Raw genomic sequence first — 20053 nt, 5'->3', positions numbered from 1 at the left:
GGCGCACGCAGACGCAACGAGTCAAGGAGTCTGAGTCATGTCTTACAGCAACAAGGTTCTGGATCACTACGAAAACCCGCGCAACGTCGGTTCGTTCGCGAAGGACGACGACGCGGTTGGCACCGGCATGGTGGGCGCGCCGGCCTGCGGCGACGTGATGAAGCTGCAGATTCGCGTGGGCGCGGACGGCGTGATCGAAGACGCAAAGTTCAAGACCTACGGTTGCGGCTCGGCGATCGCGTCGAGCTCGCTCGTGACCGAATGGGTGAAGGGCAAGACGCTCGACGAGGCGCTTTCGATCAAGAACACGCAGATCGCCGAGGAACTGGCGCTGCCGCCGGTGAAGATTCACTGTTCGATCCTCGCGGAAGACGCGATCAAGGCGGCCGTGGCCGACTACAAGAAGCGTCACGACGTCAATGAAGGCGATCAGGCAGCCGCCTGAGCGGAATCGAGCGACTAGCTGGAACGTCGCGCACCGCGATCGGCGCGCGGCGGCAAGGACATCATGGCAATTACACTGACCGAAAAAGCAGCACAGCACGTCCAGAAATACCTCGTCCGTCGCGGCAAGGGTGTGGGCCTGCGGCTTGGCGTTCGCACGACCGGGTGCTCGGGGCTCGCGTACAAGCTCGAGTATGTCGACGAGCTGGCTCCCGAGGATCAGGTGTTCGAAAGCCATGGCGTGAAGGTCGTCGTCGACCCGAAGAGCCTTGCGTACATCGACGGCACCGAACTCGATTTCGCGCGCGAGGGCCTGAACGAAGGGTTCAAGTTCAACAACCCGAACGTGAAGGACGAGTGCGGCTGCGGCGAATCGTTCCGCGTGTGACGCGGGGTGCCGCTCGAAGCGGGCAACAGGCGGCGCGTGCCGCCTTTTTAATGCGCGGCGTTTGCCCGCGCGACGAACCGGAATTGAACGCGACGATGGTCTCGCTGAAAGACAGCCACTTCGACCTGTTTCACCTGCCGGCGCAGTTCGCGCTCGATGACGCGGCGCTCGACGCCGCTTACCGGACCGTGCAGACGCAGGTGCATCCCGACCGCTTCGCGGCGGCCGGCGACGCGCAAAAGCGCATCGCGATGCAGTGGGCGACGCGGGCGAACGAGGCATACCGGACGCTGCGCGATCCGCTGAAACGCGCCACCTACCTGCTGTCGCTGCGCGATGTGGATATCGGCGCGGAAAACAATACCGCGATGGAACCGGCGTTCCTGATGCAGCAGATGGAGTGGCGCGAAGGCATCGAGGATGCCGCGGCCGCCCGCAACGTCGACGCGCTTGATGCGCTGCTCGCCGAGCTGCGCGACGAGAAGCGCGTGCGCTTCGAGCGCCTCGGCACGCTGCTCGACAGCGGCGCCGACCAGGCCGCCGCCGAGGCCGTGCGCCAGCTGATGTTCATCGAGCGGGTCGCGTCGGAAGTGGGCGCGCAGATCGAGCGTCTCGAAACTTAACCGCGTGCCTCGCGGCACGCGCAGCAAACGGGCCGAGCGCCCGAACGAACCAAGATGGCTTTACTGCAAATTTCCGAACCGGGTATGGCGCCGGCGCCGCACCAGCGGCGGCTCGCCGTCGGGATCGATCTCGGCACGACGAATTCGCTCGTCGCGGCCGTGCGCAACAGCGTGCCCGAAGTGCTGCCGGACGAAGCGGGCCGCGCGCTGCTGCCGTCGGTGGTGCGTTACCTCGAGAAGGGCGGCCGCCGCATCGGCCACGAGGCGAAGGAACAGGCCGCGACCGACCCGCGCAACACGATCGTGTCGGTCAAGCGCTTCATGGGCCGCGGCAAGGCCGAAGTCGAAGGCGCGGCGAACGCGCCGTACGAATTCGTCGACGCGCCGGGCATGGTGCAGATCCGCACCGTCGACGGCGTGAAGAGCCCGGTCGAGGTGTCGGCCGAGATTCTCGCGACGCTGCGCTATCGCGCGGAAGATACGCTCGGCGACGAGTTGGTCGGGGCGGTGATCACGGTGCCCGCATACTTCGACGACGCGCAGCGCCAGGCAACCAAGGACGCCGCGCGTCTCGCGGGCCTGAACGTGCTGCGCCTGCTGAACGAACCGACCGCGGCGGCGATTGCCTACGGTCTCGACAATGCTGCCGAAGGCCTGTACGCGGTCTACGATCTCGGCGGCGGCACGTTCGACCTGTCGATCCTGAAGCTGACGAAGGGCGTGTTCGAAGTGCTCGCCGCGGGCGGCGATTCCGCGCTCGGCGGTGACGATTTCGATCACGCGCTGTTCGGCCATGTGCTCGCGCAAGCCGGGATCGACGCGAACACGCTTGCGCCCGAGGACGTGCGCCTGCTGCTCGACCGCGTGCGGCTGCTCAAGGAAGCGCTGTCGGCGGCTCCGGATGCGGTGCTCGACGTGACGCTGTCGACCGGCGCGCACCTTGTGCAGACGGTCACGCACGATACCTTCGCTGCGCTGGTCGAGCCGCTCGTGCAGCGCACGCTGACGCCGACCCGCAAGGCGCTGCGCGACGCGCAGGTGACGCCGGCCGACATCAAGGGCGTGGTGCTCGTCGGCGGTGCGACGCGCATGCCGGTGATCCGCGACGCGGTCGCGAAGCATTTCGGCCAGCCGCCGCTCGTGAACCTCGATCCGGATCAGGTCGTCGCGCTCGGCGCGGCGATCCAGGCCGACCTGCTCGCCGGCAATCGCGGCGGCGGCGACGACTGGCTGCTGCTCGACGTGATTCCGCTGTCGCTCGGCGTCGAGACGATGGGCGGTCTCGTCGAGAAGATCATCCCGCGCAATTCGACGATCCCGATCGCGCGCGCGCAGGAATTCACGACCTTCAAGGACGGCCAGACCGCAATGGCGATCCACGTCGTGCAGGGCGAGCGCGAGCTCGTCGCCGACTGCCGGTCGCTCGCGCGTTTCGAGCTGCGCGGCATTCCGCCGATGACGGCCGGCGCGGCGCGGATTCGCGTGACCTATCAGGTCGACGCGGACGGCCTGCTGTCGGTGTTCGCGCGCGAACAGCATTCGGGCGTCGAGGCGTCGGTCGTCGTGAAGCCGTCGTACGGCCTCGCCGACGACGACATCGCGAAGATGCTCGAAGAGAGCTTCAAGACCGCCGAGATCGACATGCGGGCGCGCGCGTTGCGCGAGGCGCAGGTCGAAGCCGAGCGGATGATCGAGGCGACGGACGCCGCGCTCGCGGCCGACGGCGAGCTGCTCGACGCCGCGGAGCGCGCGGAAGTCGGTGCGCTCGTCGCGGCGCTGCGCACGGTTGCGCAGGGCGACGAGACCGACGCGATCGAGGCGGCGACCAAGGCGCTGGCCGACGGCACCGACGAATTCGCCGCGCGCCGGATGGACAAGAGCATCAAGCGCGCGCTGGCGGGCCGCCGGCTCGACGAGATCTGAACGAAGGACTTGCACGCCGGCCGGCGACGGCCGGCGTTATGATGAATTGTGCGGCGCAACCTGCCGCACCTGACTGACGGAACGGACATGCCTCAACTGGTGGTGCTGCCTCACGTCGAACTGTGCCCGGACGGTGCAGTGATCGACGCGACGCCCGGCAAGAGTATCTGCGACAACCTGCTCGACAACGGCATCGAGATCGAGCATGCATGCGAGAAGTCGTGCGCGTGCACGACGTGCCACGTGGTGATCCGCGAGGGCTTCAACGATCTGGAGCCGTCCGAGGAAGACGAGGACGACCTGCTCGACAAGGCGTGGGGTCTCGAGCCGACGTCGCGCCTGTCGTGCCAGGCGATCGTGCAGGAAGATTCGGACCTGGTGGTCGAGATTCCGAAGTACTCGATCAACCACGCGAAGGAAAATCACTGACAGCGACAGGAGGCAGGCGATGAAATGGACCGATTCGCGCGAGATTGCCATTGCGCTGGCGGACAAGCATCCGGACATCGATCCGCAGCGGATCAATTTCGTCGACCTGCGCCAGTGGGTGCTCGAACTCGACGGCTTCGACGACGATCCGAAGCATTCCGGCGAGAAGATCCTCGAAGCGATCCAGGCGCACTGGATCGACGAATCCGACTTCGACGAAGACGACTAAGCACGGCGGGCGCCTCATGGCGCAAGTGGCTCGGGATGAAAAAAAACGGCTCGTGAGCGATCACGAGCCGTTTTTGTTTCCGGGTCACGCGCCCGCGCATGATAAGCGGGCAGGGGACCGATCACCGGTTACGCGCCGACCAGCGTACCGTTCTCGATCCGCACGCGCTGGCCTTGGCCGAACGGCGGCGGGGTGTGGTACGTGAACGTGCGGGTCGTGCCGTTCTGCATCTGCACCTGCACCTGGTAGTCGGTTTCGCTGCGGACCTGCTTCTCGACCTGGTTGCCCGCGAGGCCGCCGCCGAGTGCGCCGAGCAGCGTCATCGCGGTACGGCCGTTGCCCCGGCCGAACTGGTTGCCGAGCAGGCCGCCCGCCGCCGCGCCGCCGACTGCGCCGATGCCCGTGCTCTGGCCCGGCGTGCGCATCTGGTTGATCGCGACGACCGTGCCGCAGGTCTGGCAGTAGGACGAAGACGGCTGCGCGTTGCCGCCGCCCTGCTGCGCGTACTCAGGCGGCTGCGGCGCCGTCGACGTATGGCGGCGGTGGTGCGTCGGCGCCGGGCGCGGAGCCGGTTGCGGCTGGGCCTGGGCGACCGGCGCCTGCTGTTGCGCGGCTTGCTCGGCCGCGAGCTGCTGCGCTTGCGCAGCGCGCGCCGCGCTGGCTGCCGCCGCGGTATCGACGGGCGGCTGCGACGCGATCAGCGCCGCCTGGGTCTGGCCGTTCTGCGCATCGCCGCTGGTGGCTTTCGGGAACAGGCCGGTAACGGCCGCCGTGGCCGCGAGGCTCGCGATGATGACGGCGCCCGCCGCGGTCGCGACGAGCGGGTGAAGGCGTTGTTTTTGAGGCGTGGTCTGGTTCTGGTTGTCCATTTTTGCTCTCCTCGCACGCAGTCGTGCGTTGTTTTGCAAAAGGAGTGTCGTCCAAGCACAGGACAGCCGCCGTATCAAGTTGTAACGATTCGCTGCTGAAGTTTGCGAACGAGCGTGCACTAAACCGGCCAAAAGCCGTCGCGACAAGGAAGTAAAACGGGGAGGGGTCGATTGCCGGCGGACGCCGGCAGGCGGGATTTACGCGCGGTTACAAAGCTGTCGCCTGCGCGCCGCAGGGCGCGCAGGTGAAGCGGGTCAGTCTTCGCGGCGCAGGTGGGGGAACAGCAGCACGTCGCGGATCGTCGGGCTGTCGGTCAGCAGCATCACGAGACGGTCGATGCCGATCCCGCAGCCGCCCGTCGGAGGCATCCCGTGTTCGAGCGCGCGAATGTAGTCGGCGTCGAAGAACATCGCTTCCTCGTCGCCGGCATCCTTCTGCTCGACCTGCTTCTTGAAGCGGGCGGCCTGGTCTTCCGGATCGTTCAGCTCCGAGAAGCCGTTCGCGATTTCGCGGCCGGTCATGAACAGCTCGAAGCGCTCGGTGATGCCCGGCACCGTGTCCGACGCGCGTGCAAGCGGCGACACCTCGATCGGGTAGTCGATGATGTACGTCGGTTCCCACAGCTGCGCTTCGGCGGTTTCCTCGAACAGTGCGAGCTGCAGCGCGCCGATGCCCGCGTTCAGGAATGCCGGCTGCCTGACGTCGACGCCGAAGCTCGTCAGTTCATTGCGCAGGAACGCGTCGTCCGACAGCTGTCCATCGGTGTACTGCGGCGCATACTTCTGGATCGCCTGCGTGATCGTCAGGCGGTGGAACGGCTTCGCGAGGTCGAGCTCGCGGCCCTGGTACTGGATCGTCGCGGTGCCGAGCGCATCGATCGCCGCCTGGCGGATCAGCTGCTCGGTGAAGTCCATCAGCCAGCGGTAGTCGGTGTACGCGGCGTAGAACTCCATCATCGTGAATTCCGGATTGTGACGCGGCGACACGCCCTCGTTACGGAAATTCCGGTTGATTTCGAACACGCGCTCGAAGCCGCCGACGATCAGCCGCTTCAGGTACAGCTCCGGCGCGATGCGCAGGAACATCTGCATGTCGAGCGCGTTGTGATGCGTGACGAACGGCTTCGCGGCCGCGCCGCCCGGGATCGGGTGCAGCATCGGCGTCTCGACTTCCATGAAGTCGGCCGTGTCCATGAACTTGCGGATCGACGCGATCGTCTTGGTGCGCGCGCGGAACGTGTCGCGCGTTTCCGGCGTGACGATCAGGTCGACGTATCGCTGGCGGTAGCGCATTTCCTGGTCGGCGAGGCCGTGGAACTTGTCCGGCAGCGGGCGCAGCGCCTTCGACAGCAGGCGCAGTTCCTTGCACTGGACCGACAGCTCGCCCTTGTTGGTGCGGAACAGCACGCCGCGCGCGGCGACGATGTCGCCGAGGTCCCACTTCTTGAATGCGTCGTACGTTTCCGCGCCGACGTCGTTCGGCGTCACGAAGAACTGGATCTGGCCCGAACCGTCCTGCACCGTCGCGAAGCTCGCCTTGCCCATCACGCGCTTGAGCATCATGCGGCCGGCGATCGCGACCTCGAACGGGTTCGCTTCCAGCGCTGCCTTGTCCGAATCGGCGAATTTCGCCTGCAGTTCGGCCGCGTGATGCGTCGGCTGGAAATCGTTCGGGTAGGCGACGCCTTGCTCGCGCAATGCGCGCAGCTTCTCGCGGCGCTCGGCGATGATCTGGTTTTCGTCCGCCGCGACGGCGGGCTGCGTTTGGGTCGGTTCGGTCATGATGGTCGGAATTCGGGGTGGGTGCGGCAACGCAAACGGGGGAGGGCGGCGCGGCCAAGCCGCGCCGCGGCGCTTACACGCCCTGTTTGAGGCTCGCGCTGATGAAGTCGTCGAGATCGCCGTCGAGCACCGCTTTCGTGTTGCTCATTTCGACGTTCGTGCGCAGGTCCTTCACGCGGCTCTGGTCGAGCACGTACGAGCGGATCTGGTGACCCCAGCCCACGTCGGTCTTGCTCGATTCGAGCTTGTCCTGCTCGGCCTGGCGCTTGCGCATCTCGGCTTCGTACAGGCGCGACTTCAGCATCGCCATCGCTTCCGCGCGGTTGCGGTGCTGCGAGCGGTCGTTCTGGCACTGCACGACGATGCCGGTCGGCATGTGCGTGATCCGCACCGCCGAGTCGGTCTTGTTGATGTGCTGGCCGCCCGCGCCCGATGCGCGGTACGTGTCGATGCGCAGGTCGGCCGGATTGACCTCGACCTCGATCGAGTCGTCGATTTCCGGATACACGAACACCGACGAGAACGACGTGTGGCGGCCGCCCGACGAGTCGAACGGCGACTTGCGCACGAGGCGGTGGATGCCGGTTTCGGTGCGCAGGAAGCCGTATGCGTATTCGCCCGAGACCTTGACCGTCGCGTTCTTGATGCCGGCGACGTCGCCGTCGGACTCTTCCAGCACCTCGGCCTTGAAGCCCTTGCGCTCGCAGTAGCGCAGGTACTGGCGCAGCAGCATCGACGCCCAGTCGCACGCCTCGGTGCCGCCGGCGCCGGCCTGGATGTCGATGAAGCAGTTGTTCGGGTCGGCCGGGTTCGAGAACATCCGGCGGAACTCGATGTCGCCGACGCGCGCTTCGAGCTTCGCGGCATCCTCTTCCGACGCGACGAGGGTGTCTTCGTCGTCTTCCTCGCGAGCCATCTCGAACAGGTCGAGCGCATCGCGCAGGTCGCTATCGAGCGCCGTCAGCGTCGTGACGACGCCTTCGAGCAGCTTCTTTTCGCGGCCGAGCGCCTGGGCGTTCTTCGAATCGTTCCAGACGTTCGGGTCTTCGAGTTCCTTGTTGACTTCGGTCAGACGCGCAGCTTTGGCGTCGTAGTCAAAGATACCCCCGAAGCTCGCCCGCGCGGTTGCGCAGGTCGAGCAGGGAGCTTTCGATCGCGTTGAGACGTTCCGCTTCCATGATCGTTTCGCTTTTCGTGCTTCGTAAAAAAGCGGAATTATAGCCGATCGAGGCGGCCTCCCGGTGACGCCGGCAGGGCGCGCACGCTCGTCCGCGCCTCGTCGGGCGAGGCGGCGCGGGGGTAGGGCGCGCTCAGGCGCCCGCGTGCTCGACGATCAGCTGCACGCGCGTGACGCCGTTCCAGGTGTCGGCGACGAGGCGGTACGCGATGAGCGCACTCGCCGGCAGCGGTTCCGTGTGGTTGAACCAGATCGCATTGAAGCGCTGGCGGCCGCGCGCGAGCTGCAGCTTCAGGTGCTTCTCCTTCACGAGGGACTGCGACACGACGTCGAATTCGCCGGAGAACAGCGGGGCCGGAAAGCCCTGGCCCCAGACCGCCTCGTCGAGCAGCCCGACGAACTGCGGCGTGAAGTACGCGTCCTCGAGCTCGCCGTCGGTCTCGATCACGCGGGCGAGCGCGTCGTCCGACAGCCATTCGCGTGCGACCGCCTCGAACGCGGCCGCGAAGCGCGGCACGTTCGCGGTGTCGAGCGTGACGCCGGCCGCCATCGCGTGGCCGCCGAACGCGACGAGCAGATCCGGTTCGCGCTTCGACACGAGGTCGAGCGCGTCGCGCAGGTGGAAACCGGGGATCGATCGCCCGGAGCCCTTCACGCGCGCGCCTTGCTCGTCGGCGTGCGCGAACGTGAACGACGGCCGGTGGAATTTTTCCTTCAGGCGGCCGGCGACGATGCCGATCACGCCCTGGTGCCATTCGGGATTGAAGAGGGTGATCGTGCACGCGTCGGCCGGATCGACGTGCGCGAGATCGGCGAGCGCCTGCTGCTGCATCCCGGCCTCGATTTCGCGGCGTTCGCGGTTCATCGTGTCGAGCTGCTGCGCGAGCTCCCACGCGCGGCCGACGTCGTCGGTGATCAGGCACTCGATCCCGAGCGACATGTCGGACAGCCGCCCGGCGGCGTTCAGCCGCGGGCCGAGGCCGAAGCCGAGGTCGAAGCCCGACGCGGTGCGGGCTTCGCGGGCGGCAGCGCGGAACAGCGCGGCGACGCCCGGCTGCATCCGGCCGTTGCGGATCCGCTGCAGCCCCTGCGCGACCAGCACGCGGTTGTTGCCGTCGAGCCGCACGACGTCGGCGACGGTGCCGAGCGCGACGAGGTCGAGCAGGCCGTCGAGGCGCGGCTCGGCCTCCTTGCTGGCGAACGCGCCGCGGCGGCGCAACTCGGCGCGCAGCGCGAGCAGCACGTAGAACATCACGCCGACGCCGGCGATGTGCTTGCTCGGGAACGCGCAGCCCGGCTGGTTCGGGTTGACGATCGCGCGCGCGGCGGGCAGCGCGTCGCCGGGCAGGTGGTGGTCGGTGACCAGCACGTCGATCCCGCGCGCGTTCGCGGCTTCGACGCCCGCGACGCTCGCGATGCCGTTGTCGACGGTGATCAGCAGGTCCGGCTTGCGCGCGACCGCCAGCTCGACGATCTCGGGCGTGAGGCCGTAGCCGTACTCGAAGCGGTTCGGCACCAGATAGTCGATCTGCGCGCCGAACATCCGCAGCCCGCGCACGGCGACCGCGCAGGCGGTCGCGCCGTCGCAGTCGTAGTCGGCGACGACGAGCAGGCGCCGCCGGTCGGCGATCGCGTCGGCGAGCAGTGCGGCCGCGTCGGCGCAGCCTTTCAGTTCGGTGGGCGGGACGAGGCGCGCGAGCGCGGTCTCGATGTCGGACGGGGATTGCACGCCGCGCGAGGCGTACAGGCGCGCGAGCACCGGGTGCAGGCCGTGGCGCGCGAGCGCTTCGGCGTCGGCGGGCGCGACGGGGCGGGTAACGATGCGGGTCATGAGGTGGCTTTATTCAAACAGGGACGCGAGCGCGCGACGGCGCCAGAACTTGCGCAGGTCGCCGCGCGTCGCGCGCAGGGTGGCCGAACTGGTGTCGCCGCACAGCGTGACGTCGACGCGCGCCAGTTCGCCGCGCTGCAGCGCGGCGAGGGCGGGCGCGAACCAGTCGTGTTCCATCGCGCCGAGCGCGTCGTGCCAGCGCGCCCAGTCCTGTTCGATGAATGGGGTCGTGAGCGCCGACAGCTCGACGAGCGTCGCGCCGTCGGCGGCGGCGAGCTTGTCGAACGTGGCGGGCGGTGCGCCGGCGTCGACCCGGGCCGCGCGCGCGAGGCCGAGCGCCGCGGGCGCGGTGGACAGCACCCGTGCGAACGGCCGGCCGACGGGCTTCAGCGCGCCCTGCGCGTGGAACCAGATCGAATTCACGGCGGGCAGGCCGCGCGCCTCGCGCGCTTCGTTGACCGGATGCTGGAACCAGGCCATCTGCACTTCGTTCTGCAGCTTCATCCAGGTCCGCGAGCGTTCGCCGGTGTGCGCCTCGTGCGGCAGCCAGATCTCGATGTTGCGGCCGCTCGCGCGCAGCGGCGCGGCGCCGGCCAGGTGGTGGAACTGTTCGCTCGACAGGTACCAGCGGTGTGGGCGGGGCGCTTCGAGCCGGACCCCGAGCTCCTCGATCAGCGGGCGCGCGACCGCGAGCAGCGCGGCCGCCTCGCCGTCTTCCAGCTCGAGCGCGGCCGGGTCGACGAGCACGAGATGGTCGTGCGCGATCTCGACGTGTACGGGTTCGACGCAGGCCCAGGCTTGGTCGCCCGGGTCGCCGCCGTCGGCGAGCAGCATGTAGGGCGCGAGCGGCGCCTCGTCGGCGGCATTGCCCTGGGCCGCGCCGAACTGGCGGGCGAGCCAGCGCTCGTGCGGCAGCGTGCGCTGGAAGTCCTCGCCGGCCACGCGCTCGACGAGGCTCGCGCGCGACAGCAACTTTTCGAGCGCGGGACTGTCCAGCGTGTGCAGGGACGAGGCCGCATCGGCCGCCGACGGCAGCGCGAACGGAACGAGAAAATGGAGGCGTCGGTCGTGCATGATGGTGCGCATTGTATGGCAAACTGCGCGCGTGTTCGGGCGGGCCGACGGCCGGCTCGCGCCCGGCGGCCGGTTTTGTCCCCGTCCGGGCGGGCGGCGACCGGACTCGCGGGCCGCCACCCATGCCGCAACCAGCAGAAAGGATTCGCTTGAAACTTCCGTACGAATGGCAGATCGGCTGGCGCTACACGCGCGCCGGCAAACGCACGACCGGCAACGGCTTCATTTCCTTCATCGCGCTCGTGTCGATGCTCGGCATCGCGCTCGGCGTCGCGGCGCTGATCGTCGTGCTGTCGGTGATGAACGGCTTCCAGAAGGAGGTGCGCGACCGGATGCTGTCCGTGCTCGCGCACGTCGAAGTGTTCTCGCCGACGGGCCAGATGCCCGACTGGCAGCTGACCGCGCAGGAGGCGCGCCGCAACCCGTCGGTGACCGGCGCGGCGCCGTACGTGGAGGCGCAGGCGCTGCTCACGCGCCAGGATGCGGTGAGCGGCGTGATGCTGCGCGGCATCGAGCCGTCGCTCGAGCCGCAGGTGTCGGAGATCGGCAAGGACATGAAGGCCGGCCAGCTCGGTGCGCTCGTGCCCGGCCAGTTCGGCATCGTGCTCGGCGACGCGCTGGCCGGCAATCTCGGCGTGACGGTCGGCGACAAGGTCACGCTGGTCGCGCCCGAGGGTACGATCACGCCGGCCGGGATGCTGCCGCGGCTGAAGCAGTTCACGGTCGTCGGCGTGTTCGAGTCGGGGCACTACGAATACGACAGCACGCTCGCGATGATCGACATCCGCGACGCCGAGGCGCTGTTCCGCCTGAGCGCGCCGACCGGCGTGCGGCTGCGGGTGAAGGACATGCAGAAGGCGCCGGACGTGGCGGTCGAGCTGTCGCATTCGCTGTCCGGCAGCCTGTACATCCGCGACTGGACCCAGCAGAACAAGACCTGGTTCTCGGCGGTGAAGATCGAGAAGCGGATGATGTTCATCATCCTGACGCTGATCATCGCGGTGGCCGCGTTCAACCTCGTGTCGTCGCTCGTGATGACGGTGACCAACAAGCAGGCCGACATCGCGATCCTGCGCACGCTCGGCGCGCAGCCGGGCTCGATCATGAAGATCTTTGTCGTGCAGGGCGTGACGATCGGCTTCTCCGGCACCGCAATGGGCATTGCGCTCGGCTGCCTGATCGCGTGGAGCATCCCGTGGCTGATCCCGATGATCGAGCATGCGCTCGGCGTGCAGTTCCTGCCGTCGTCGGTGTACTTCATCAGCGAGCTGCCGTCCGAGCTCGTCGTGAGCGACGTGATCCGGATCGGCGTGATCGCGTTCGCGCTGTCGGCGGTCGCGACGCTCTACCCGAGCTGGCGCGGCGCGAAGGTCAAGCCGGCGGAGGCGCTGCGCTATGAATGACCGCGCCGCCGCTGTCGCGGCTTCTCGATCCAACTACAACAACCAGGATTCGGCAGGTATGCAGGATTACGTGCTTCAGGCGCGCGGCATCACGAAGGCGTTCGTGCAGGGCGGCTTCAACGTGCAGGTGCTCAACAATACCGAGCTGACGGTGCGGCGCGGCGAGAAGCTCGCGGTCGTCGGCGCGTCGGGCTCCGGCAAGAGCACGCTGCTGCACGTGCTGGGCGGTCTCGACGAGCCGAGCGCGGGCGAGGTGTCGCTGCTCGGCAAGCCGTTTACGCAGCTCGGCGAGCGCGAGCGCAACGAGCTGCGCAACCGGGCGCTCGGGTTCGTCTACCAGTTCCACCATCTGCTGCCCGAATTCAGCGCGCTCGACAACGTCGCGATGCCGCTGCGCATCCGCCGGATGACGACCGAGGACGCGCGCGCCGAGGCGCAGGCGATGCTCGAGCGGGTCGGCCTCGGCGCGCGCGCGAAGCATCGTCCGGGCGAGCTGTCGGGCGGCGAGCGGCAGCGCGTCGCGATCGCGCGTGCGCTCGTGACGAAGCCCGCGTGCGTGCTTGCCGACGAGCCGACCGGCAACCTCGACGGCGGGACCGCCGATACGGTGTTCAACCTGATGCTCGAACTGTCGGAGACGCTGAACACGAGCTTCGTGATCGTCACGCACGATCCCGATCTTGCCGCGCGCTGCGACCGCATCATGCGGCTGCGCGACGGCGTGCTGCACGAAGAGCCGGCCCTGCCGGTCTGACATGAACCCGCGCGCCTCGCGCGAGCCGCTGCCCGACGGGCGGCGCGTTCGCCGGGAGCGGCCAGGCGAACGCTGACATGTGGATCGATACGCATTGCCATCTCGATGCCGCCGAATTCGATGCCGACCGCGACGCGGTCGCGCAGGCGGCGCGCGACGCGGGCGTGGCGCGCATCGTGATCCCGAGCGTCGGGCGCGACAACTTCGCGACGGTGCGCGAGCTCGCGCACCGCACGCCGGGCGCGGTCTATGCGCTCGGCATCCATCCGATGTATACGCCGCATGCGCGCGACGCCGACCTCGACCGGCTGCGCATGGAAATCGAAGCGAGCCTCGACGATCCGCGCTTCGTCGCGATCGGCGAGATCGGCCTCGACTACTTCGTGCCCGGGCTCGACGAAGACCGGCAGCAGTTCTTCTACCAGGGCCAGCTGAAGCTCGCGCGCGAGTTCGACCTGCCGGTGCTGTGCCACGTGCGCAAGTCGCAGGACCGAGTGCTCGCGGGGCTGCGCCGTTTCGGCGTGCGGCGCGGCATCGCGCACGCATTCAACGGCAGTTTCCAGCAGGCCGAAGCGTATCTCGCGCAGGGCCTGCATCTCGGCTTCGGTGGCAACGTCACGTTCACGCGCGCGCTGCAGATCCGCCGGCTGGCGGCGCAGCTGCCGGTCGACGCGCTCGTCGTCGAAACGGATGCGCCCGACATCGCGCCCGAGTGGGCGTACAAATCCCGCAACACGCCGGACCAGGTGCCGCGCATCGGCGACGTGCTCGCCGAACTGCGCGGCATCGACGCGGCCGAGCTCGCCCTATGCACTTCGGCTAACGCGCGTGCCGCGTTGCCCCGGCTCGCGCTTTCGTCCGCATAATCGTTTCCCGAAGGCGCCTGATTCGCAACGGCGCCGCCGGGTCGGCGAGGAGGCGGAATGCGCGTGTGGTGGGTGGCGTTCGCGTTCGGCGTCGCCGTGCTGCAGCGGCAGGCGGCGTTGCCGGGCGCTGCGCACTGGCTGGGCGGCGCGGCCGTGCTGGCGGCGCTCGCGGCGGCCGGCATCGGGTGCGCGCGACGCCGGCCGCGGACGCGGGCGACCGCCGCGATCGGCTGGGCGTTGTGGGCGGCGGCGGCCTGTGTCGTGGGGTTCGGGTACGCGGCGGGGCGAGCGGAGTGGCGGCTGCGCGATGAGCTGCCCACCGAATGGGAAGGGCGCGACATCACGGTCACGGGGGTGATCAAGGGGCTGCCTGTCGTCGACGATACGGGCGCCCGGTTCCTGCTCGCCGTCGAATCGAACGACGCCGGCCTGGCCCGTTTCCCGCCGCTGATTCGACTGTCATGGCGCACCTACGGAGCGCGCGCGGAACCGGCGGCGACTCCGGAGCTGCGCGCCGCGCAGCGCTGGCGGCTGACGGTGCGGCTGAAGCGGCCGCATGGCGAAGCGAATCCCGGCGTGCGCGACAGCGAGGCAGCGTGGCTCGGCGCGGGGATTCGCGCGCTCGGCTACGTGAGCGCGCCGCAGCGGGCGGTGCTGCTCGATGCGCGGGCGCGCGGCGTCCAGGCGTCGATCGATCGCCTGCGCGACCGGTTGCGGGCGCGCATCGTCGCGACGCTCGGGCAGCACGCGGATCATCGCGGCATCGTCGCCGCGCTCGCCATCGGCGATCAGTCCGGCATCGGGGACGAAGACTGGCGCGTGTTGCGCAACACCGGCACCAGCCATCTGGTGGCGATCTCGGGCCTGCATGTCGGCCTGGTCGGCGGGATCGCCGGCTGGCTCGCGTCGGCCGTGTGGCGCCGGCTTTGCTGGCGGGGCCGCGCCGCCGTGCTCGTCATGCCGGCCCCCTGGGTCGCAGCGCTCGCGGCGCTGACGGGCGCGCTTGGCTACGCGGCGCTGGCCGGTTTCAACGTGCCGGCGCAGCGGTCGTGGTGGATGATCGCGGCGGGCGGCGTCGCGTATCTGGCGGGGCGCAGCGTTCCCGCGTCGTCGATGCTGTGCGCGGCGCTGGGCGCCGTGCTGCTCGCCGATCCGTGGGCGGTGCTGTCGGCCGGTTTCGGGCTGTCGTTCGGCGCGGTAGCCGTCATCCTGCTGGCCGTGTCGGGCTGGCGCGCCGTGCAAGAGCCCGGCGCCGAGCCGCAAGGCGCCGGGTTCGGCGAGCGGCTGCGTGCATGGCGCCGGCGGGCCGTCCGCCGCGTGGCCGAAGCATCGCGGGTGCAATACGCGGTCACGATCGGGCTAGCGCCGCTGACGGCCGCATGGTTCGCGCAGATCTCCGTATCGGGGCCGCTCGCGAACGCATTCGCGATTCCGTGGGTCAGCAGCGTCGTCACGCCGATCGTGCTCGCGGGCATCGCGCTGCCCGCGCCGCTCGACGCCGGCGCATTCCGGCTGGCGCGCGCGACGCTCGATCCGATGATGGCGGCGCTCGAGCGGCTCGCGGACTGGCCGCGCAGCGTGTTCTGGCTGCCGATGCCGGACTGGCCGGTGCTGACGCTTGCTTGCGTGGGCGTCGCATGGGTGTTGCTGCCGCGCGGCTGGCCGCTGCGCTGGGCGGCGCCGCTCACCTGGCTGCCGCTCGTCGCGCCGGCGCCGGACCGGCCGCCGGAAGGCGGGTTCCGGCTGACCGTGGTCGACGTCGGGCAAGGCGCATCGGTACTGGTCGAGACCGCGCGTCGCACGCTGCTGTTCGACGCCGGGCCGGGGGCGGAGTCGACCCATGCGGGCGAGCGGATCGTCGTGCCGTTCCTGCGCGCCCGTGGGATCCGGGATCTCGACACGCTCGTGTTGAGCCATGCGGACGCGGATCACGCCGGCGGCGCACCCGCCGTCTATGCGGCGGTCGACGTGCGTCAGCTGCTGGGCGGGATGCCGGCCGGCAACCGGCTGTGGCGCGACGCGCAGGCGGCTGGCGTTGCGAGCCGAGTGCCGTGCGCGGCGGGGCAGCGCTGGCACTGGGATGGCGTGACGTTCACGATGCTCTGGCCGCAGGGCGGCCCCGGCGGCGGCGCGACGAACGCGCAATCGTGCGTGCTGCGCATCGACGCGGGCGGCACGTCAGCGCTGCTGACGGGGGACATTGAAGCGAGCGTCGAGCGCCGGCTCGTCGACACGGATCGCGATGCGCTTGCCGCACAGATCCTGATCGTCGCGCATCACGGCAGCCGCACGTCGTCGGTCGAGCCTTTCCTCGATTCGGTCGGGCCGCGCGTCGCGGTATTTCCTGTAGGCTATCGCAATCGTTTCGGGCATCCGCACCGGACCGTCCTTGCACGTTTCGCGGCGCGCGGGATCCCGTTGCCGCGCACCGATCGCGACGGCGCCGTGCGGTTCGACGTCGCGCCGGCGGACGGAAGGTTCGCGCTCGAACTTCACCGCGATGCGCAGCGCCGCTACTGGATGGACCGGTGACGTGCCGCGCGGGATGACGGCTATGCGTGGGACCCGAGCAAGCGCTGAAGCGCCAACTCAGGTCGACCGCGAAGCATGGGACCTGACTAAGCGCTGAAGCGCCAACTCAGGTCGACAAAGGAGACACCGGCGTTTGAAGGACATCATCCATTTTTCGCACGCGAACGGCTTTCCGGCGTCGACGTACCGGACGATCTTCGCCGAACTGGCCGACGACTACGAGCTGCGCTACATCGAGCGGATCGGGCACGACCGGCGCTACCCGGTCACGCGAGACTGGCCGCACCTCGTCGAGCAGCTGCTCGACGACATCGGTGGTCGTTACGAGCGGCCGGTGTGGCTCGTCGGCCATTCGCTCGGCGGCTATCTGTCGCTGATGGCCGCGCTGAAGAAGCCGCAGTGGGTACGTGGCGTGGTGATGCTGGATTCGCCGATCATCGCCGGCTGGCGCAGCGGCGCATTGCGCGCCAGCCAGTGGGCGGGGCTCGACGAGCGGCTGTCGCCGGCCGCGGCGACGCGCAACCGGCGCACGCACTGGGCGAGCCGCGACGAAGCCTGGCGGCATTTCCGCGAGAAACCGGCGTTCGCGCGCTGGGACGAGCGGATGCTGGCCGACTACATCGACTACGGCATTCCGCAGGCGGCCGTCGACGGCGAGCGCGCGCTCGCGTTTGACCGGCAGGTCGAGTACCTGATCTACCGGACCTTGCCGCATACGCTCGGCCCGAGGCTTGCGCACGGCACGCCAGTGCCGCTCGGCTTTCTCGCCGGCACGCACTCGCGCGAAGTGCGGCAGGTCGGGCTCGACGCCACGCGCCGCGCGACTCACGGGCGTATCGAGTGGCTCGAGGGCAGTCACCTGTTCCCGATGGAGCGGCCGCTGGAGACGGCGCGCGCATTGCAGCGGATGCTGAATACGCTGCGCGCGGAAGAAGGGGCCGTCGTGTCCGCGCACGACGCATGAAACGCGGCCCGGCCCTGTGCCGGGCGCCGGCCGGCGTGTGGGGCGCATCCCGTCCGATTGCGGCGCATCCGACGCGGCAGGCTCGGCTGGCGAGGCACAGCGGGAAAGGGCGCAATCATCGCGTCAATTGCTGAGAGAAGCGCGGGCTTTACGGTATAATCCGTTTTTCCCGCGAGCATCCAGCGATGACCAAATATGTTTTCGTCACCGGCGGCGTAGTTTCTTCCCTCGGCAAGGGTATTGCCGCCGCCTCTCTCGCCGCGATCCTCGAATCGCGCGGTCTGAAAGTCACCCTCCTCAAACTCGATCCGTACATCAACGTCGACCCCGGCACGATGAGTCCGTTCCAGCACGGCGAAGTGTTCGTGACGGAAGACGGTGCGGAAACCGACCTCGACCTCGGCCACTATGAGCGCTTCATCAGCACGAAGATGCGCAAGGCCAACAACTTCACGACCGGCCAGATCTACGAATCGGTGATCCGCAAGGAACGCCGCGGCGACTATCTCGGCAAGACCGTGCAGGTGATTCCGCACATCACGAACGAGATCCAGGCGTTCATCGAGCGCGGGGCCGCGTCGGCCACCTGCGGCGAGCCGGACGTCGCGATCGTCGAGATCGGCGGCACGGTCGGCGACATCGAGTCGCTGCCGTTCCTCGAGGCGGCGCGCCAGATGAGCCTGCGCCTCGGCCGCAACAGCGCGTGCTTCGTGCACCTGACGCTCGTGCCGTACGTCGCGACGGCCGGCGAGCTGAAGACGAAGCCGACCCAGCACAGCGTGCAGAAGCTGCGCGAGATCGGCATCCTGCCGCACGTGCTGCTGTGCCGCGCGGATCGCCCTATCCCCGACGACGAATCGAAGAAGATCTCGATGTTCTCGAACGTGCCCGAAGACGCCGTGATCTCGGTGTGGGACGCCGACAGCATCTACAAGATTCCGCAGATGCTGCACGACCAGGGCCTCGACCGGATCATCTGCGAGGAGCTGAAGCTGTCGCCGCACGACGCCGACCTCGCGATCTGGTCCGAGCTCGTCGAGAAGCTGGAGCACCCGAAGCACGAAGTGACGATCGGCATGGTCGGCAAGTACGTCGACCTGACCGAGTCGTACAAGTCGCTGATCGAAGCGCTGCGCCATGCGTCGATCCACACGTCGACGAAGGTCAACATCGAGTACATCGACTCGGAAGAGATCGAGGCGAACGGCGTCGACAGCCTGAAGCACCTGGATGCGGTGCTCGTTCCGGGCGGTTTCGGCCGTCGCGGCACGGAAGGCAAGATCGCGGCAATCCGCTTTGCGCGCGAGGCGAAGGTGCCGTACCTCGGCATCTGCCTCGGCATGCAGCTCGCGGTGATCGAGTTCGCGCGCGACGTCGTCGGCCTGAAGCAGGCGAACAGCACCGAATTCGATCAGGAGACGCCGGAACGCGTCGTCGCGCTGATCAACGAGTGGTACGACCGCGAAGGCAAGATCGAGAAGCGCACCGAGGACTCCGACCTCGGCGGCACGATGCGTCTCGGCTCGCAGCGCTGCCCGATCAAGCCCGGCACGCTCGCGGAAGAGATCTACGGCAAGGATGTGAACGAGCGTCACCGCCACCGTTATGAAGTCAATAACCGCTTCGTGCCCCAGCTCGAAAGCGGCGGCCTTATCATCAGCGCGCGTACCCCGAGCGAGGACCTGCCGGAAATGATGGAACTGCCGCGCTCGATGCACCCGTGGTTCGTCGGCGTGCAGTTCCACCCGGAATTCACGTCCACGCCGCGTGACGGTCATCCTCTGTTCAAGTCGTTCGTCGAAGCTGCGCTGGCCAACCAGCAGGCGCGCGCCGGAGTGAAAGCATGAAGCTGTGCGATTTCGAGGTCGGTCTCGACAAGCCGTTCTTCCTGATTGCGGGCACCTGTGTCGTCGAATCCGAACAGATGACGATCGACACGGCCGGCCGCCTGAAGGAAATCTGCGAGCAGCTGAACATCCCGTTCATCTACAAGTCGTCCTATGACAAGGCGAACCGCAGCTCGGGCAAGTCGTTCCGCGGCCTCGGAATGGACGAGGGGCTGCGCATCCTGTCCGAGGTGAAGCGCCAGCTCGGCTTGCCGGTGCTCACCGACGTGCACTCGATCGACGAGATCGAGACGGTCGCGTCGGTCGTCGACGTGCTGCAGACGCCCGCGTTCCTGTGCCGCCAGACCGACTTCATCCACGCGTGCGCGCGCTCGGGCAAGCCCGTCAACATCAAGAAGGGCCAGTTCCTCGCGCCGCACGACATGAAGAACGTGATCGACAAGGCGCGTGAAGCGGCCCGCGAAGCAGGGTTGTCGGAAGACCGCTTCATGGCGTGCGAGCGCGGCGTTTCGTTCGGCTACAACAACCTCGTGTCGGACATGCGTTCGCTCGCGATCATGCGCGAGACGGGCTCGCCCGTCGTGTTCGACGCAACCCACTCGGTGCAGCTGCCGGGCGGGCAGGGCACGAGCTCGGGCGGCCAGCGCGAGTTCGTGCCGGTGCTCGCGCGCGCGGCGGTCGCCACGGGCGTCGCGGGCCTGTTCATGGAAACGCACCCGAAGCCGGCGGAAGCGAAGTCGGACGGCCCGAACGCGGTGCCGCTCGACCGGATGGGCGCGCTGCTGGAGACGCTCGTCACGCTGGACCAGGCGGTGAAGCGCAACCCGTTCCTGGAAAACGATTTCAACTAAGAACGTATGAACCTGCGGCGGCTTCGCGCGTCTGTAGCGAAAGCGGCTTTCGCGCATGCGCCGTCGC

General features: G+C 68.5%; 18 protein-coding genes. 13 read left to right on the top strand and 5 right to left on the bottom strand.

Annotated elements, in window-relative coordinates:
* Positions 1–37: 37 nt before the first annotated feature.
* From iscU to iscX, 6 genes are all read left to right on the top strand, one after another.
* Entirely contained in the window at positions 38–445 is a 408-nt protein-coding gene (gene iscU / locus B7P44_RS11580) for a Fe-S cluster assembly scaffold IscU (protein ID WP_084904101.1), read from the top strand.
* Positions 446–508: 63 nt separating this feature from the next.
* Entirely contained in the window at positions 509–832 is a 324-nt protein-coding gene (gene iscA / locus B7P44_RS11575; RefSeq protein WP_011885413.1) for an iron-sulfur cluster assembly protein IscA, read from the top strand.
* A gap of 95 nt (positions 833–927) precedes the next feature.
* On the top strand, positions 928–1455 hold the full coding sequence (gene hscB, locus B7P44_RS11570) for a Fe-S protein assembly co-chaperone HscB (RefSeq protein ID WP_084906614.1): 528 nt from the start codon (positions 928–930) through the stop codon (positions 1453–1455).
* A 54-nt stretch (positions 1456–1509) separates the two neighbouring features.
* The gene (gene hscA / locus B7P44_RS11565; protein ID WP_084904099.1) at positions 1510–3378 is read left to right on the top strand and encodes a Fe-S protein assembly chaperone HscA; all 1869 of its coding nucleotides are present in this window, start codon (positions 1510–1512) and stop codon (positions 3376–3378) included.
* A gap of 87 nt (positions 3379–3465) precedes the next feature.
* Positions 3466–3807: an ISC system 2Fe-2S type ferredoxin gene (gene fdx, locus B7P44_RS11560; RefSeq protein ID WP_006754135.1), complete on the top strand. Its 342-nt coding sequence runs from the start codon at positions 3466–3468 to the stop codon at positions 3805–3807.
* Between the two features lie 19 nt (positions 3808–3826).
* A complete protein-coding gene (gene iscX / locus B7P44_RS11555) occupies positions 3827–4036 on the top strand; it encodes a Fe-S cluster assembly protein IscX (RefSeq protein ID WP_084904096.1) in 210 nt (69 codons plus the stop codon).
* Between the two features lie 128 nt (positions 4037–4164).
* Here iscX and B7P44_RS11550 read toward each other — a convergent pair whose 3' ends face one another.
* From B7P44_RS11550 to B7P44_RS11530, 5 genes are all read right to left on the bottom strand, one after another.
* The gene (locus B7P44_RS11550) at positions 4165–4905 is read right to left on the bottom strand and encodes a glycine zipper 2TM domain-containing protein (RefSeq protein ID WP_084904093.1); all 741 of its coding nucleotides are present in this window, start codon (positions 4903–4905) and stop codon (positions 4165–4167) included.
* A 255-nt stretch (positions 4906–5160) separates the two neighbouring features.
* Positions 5161–6687 (bottom strand): lysine--tRNA ligase, encoded by a 1527-nt coding sequence (gene lysS / locus B7P44_RS11545; protein ID WP_084904089.1) that lies wholly within the window; start codon positions 6685–6687, stop codon positions 5161–5163.
* 73 nt (positions 6688–6760) lie between these two features.
* Positions 6761–7865, bottom strand: a protein-coding gene (prfB, locus tag B7P44_RS11540; protein ID WP_096645334.1) for a peptide chain release factor 2 whose coding sequence is annotated in 2 segments (ribosomal slippage) — positions 6761–7783 and positions 7785–7865 — 1104 coding nt in all. Because the reading frame shifts where the segments join, the coding sequence is not laid out codon by codon here.
* A 132-nt stretch (positions 7866–7997) separates the two neighbouring features.
* On the bottom strand, positions 7998–9695 hold the full coding sequence (recJ, locus tag B7P44_RS11535; protein ID WP_084904085.1) for a single-stranded-DNA-specific exonuclease RecJ: 1698 nt from the start codon (positions 9693–9695) through the stop codon (positions 7998–8000).
* Positions 9696–9704: 9 nt separating this feature from the next.
* Positions 9705–10769, bottom strand: a complete 1065-nt coding sequence (locus B7P44_RS11530) for a regulator (protein ID WP_088511480.1) — start codon at positions 10767–10769, stop codon at positions 9705–9707.
* A 149-nt stretch (positions 10770–10918) separates the two neighbouring features.
* On the opposite strand from B7P44_RS11530, the gene B7P44_RS11525 reads away from it, so the two are divergent.
* The 7 genes from B7P44_RS11525 to kdsA all read left to right on the top strand — a co-directional run bounded on the left by B7P44_RS11525 (position 10919) and on the right by kdsA (position 19986).
* On the top strand, positions 10919–12172 hold the full coding sequence (locus B7P44_RS11525) for a lipoprotein-releasing ABC transporter permease subunit (protein WP_084904081.1): 1254 nt from the start codon (positions 10919–10921) through the stop codon (positions 12170–12172).
* Positions 12165–12926 (top strand): lipoprotein-releasing ABC transporter ATP-binding protein LolD, encoded by a 762-nt coding sequence (gene lolD, locus B7P44_RS11520; RefSeq protein WP_084904079.1) that lies wholly within the window; start codon positions 12165–12167, stop codon positions 12924–12926. Before B7P44_RS11525 ends, lolD begins: the two co-directional genes overlap by 8 nt.
* A gap of 77 nt (positions 12927–13003) precedes the next feature.
* Complete coding sequence (locus tag B7P44_RS11515; protein ID WP_084904076.1) at positions 13004–13792, top strand: TatD family hydrolase; 789 nt, start codon at positions 13004–13006, stop codon at positions 13790–13792.
* 57 nt (positions 13793–13849) lie between these two features.
* On the top strand, positions 13850–16324 hold the full coding sequence (locus tag B7P44_RS11510) for a DNA internalization-related competence protein ComEC/Rec2 (RefSeq protein ID WP_084904073.1): 2475 nt from the start codon (positions 13850–13852) through the stop codon (positions 16322–16324).
* A 133-nt stretch (positions 16325–16457) separates the two neighbouring features.
* Complete coding sequence (locus tag B7P44_RS11505; RefSeq protein WP_084904070.1) at positions 16458–17288, top strand: alpha/beta fold hydrolase; 831 nt, start codon at positions 16458–16460, stop codon at positions 17286–17288.
* Between the two features lie 185 nt (positions 17289–17473).
* Positions 17474–19135, top strand: a complete 1662-nt coding sequence (locus B7P44_RS11500) for a CTP synthase (protein ID WP_084904067.1) — start codon at positions 17474–17476, stop codon at positions 19133–19135.
* Positions 19132–19986 (top strand): 3-deoxy-8-phosphooctulonate synthase, encoded by an 855-nt coding sequence (kdsA, locus tag B7P44_RS11495; RefSeq protein WP_084904064.1) that lies wholly within the window; start codon positions 19132–19134, stop codon positions 19984–19986. Before B7P44_RS11500 ends, kdsA begins: the two co-directional genes overlap by 4 nt.
* Positions 19987–20053 lie beyond the last annotated feature (67 nt).

It is taken from the genome of Burkholderia ubonensis subsp. mesacidophila (assembly GCF_002097715.1).
Classification (GTDB): Bacteria; Pseudomonadota; Gammaproteobacteria; order Burkholderiales; family Burkholderiaceae; genus Burkholderia; species Burkholderia mesacidophila.
Note: the sequence above shows the minus strand (reverse complement) of the source record. Positions and strands in the feature narration are given on the sequence as shown.

Coding starts and splice junctions, on each gene's coding strand:
- iscU (WP_084904101.1), top strand. CDS start 38: ATGTCTTACAGCAACAAGGTTCTGGATCACTACGAAAACCCGCGCAAC.
- iscA (WP_011885413.1), top strand. CDS start 509: ATGGCAATTACACTGACCGAAAAAGCAGCACAGCACGTCCAGAAATAC.
- hscB (WP_084906614.1), top strand. CDS start 928: ATGGTCTCGCTGAAAGACAGCCACTTCGACCTGTTTCACCTGCCGGCG.
- hscA (WP_084904099.1), top strand. CDS start 1,510: ATGGCTTTACTGCAAATTTCCGAACCGGGTATGGCGCCGGCGCCGCAC.
- fdx (WP_006754135.1), top strand. CDS start 3,466: ATGCCTCAACTGGTGGTGCTGCCTCACGTCGAACTGTGCCCGGACGGT.
- iscX (WP_084904096.1), top strand. CDS start 3,827: ATGAAATGGACCGATTCGCGCGAGATTGCCATTGCGCTGGCGGACAAG.
- B7P44_RS11550 (WP_084904093.1), bottom strand. CDS start 4,905: ATGGACAACCAGAACCAGACCACGCCTCAAAAACAACGCCTTCACCCG.
- lysS (WP_084904089.1), bottom strand. CDS start 6,687: ATGACCGAACCGACCCAAACGCAGCCCGCCGTCGCGGCGGACGAAAAC.
- recJ (WP_084904085.1), bottom strand. CDS start 9,695: ATGACCCGCATCGTTACCCGCCCCGTCGCGCCCGCCGACGCCGAAGCG.
- B7P44_RS11530 (WP_088511480.1), bottom strand. CDS start 10,769: ATGCACGACCGACGCCTCCATTTTCTCGTTCCGTTCGCGCTGCCGTCG.
- lolD (WP_084904079.1), top strand. CDS start 12,165: ATGAATGACCGCGCCGCCGCTGTCGCGGCTTCTCGATCCAACTACAAC.
- B7P44_RS11515 (WP_084904076.1), top strand. CDS start 13,004: ATGTGGATCGATACGCATTGCCATCTCGATGCCGCCGAATTCGATGCC.
- B7P44_RS11510 (WP_084904073.1), top strand. CDS start 13,850: ATGCGCGTGTGGTGGGTGGCGTTCGCGTTCGGCGTCGCCGTGCTGCAG.
- B7P44_RS11500 (WP_084904067.1), top strand. CDS start 17,474: ATGACCAAATATGTTTTCGTCACCGGCGGCGTAGTTTCTTCCCTCGGC.
- kdsA (WP_084904064.1), top strand. CDS start 19,132: ATGAAGCTGTGCGATTTCGAGGTCGGTCTCGACAAGCCGTTCTTCCTG.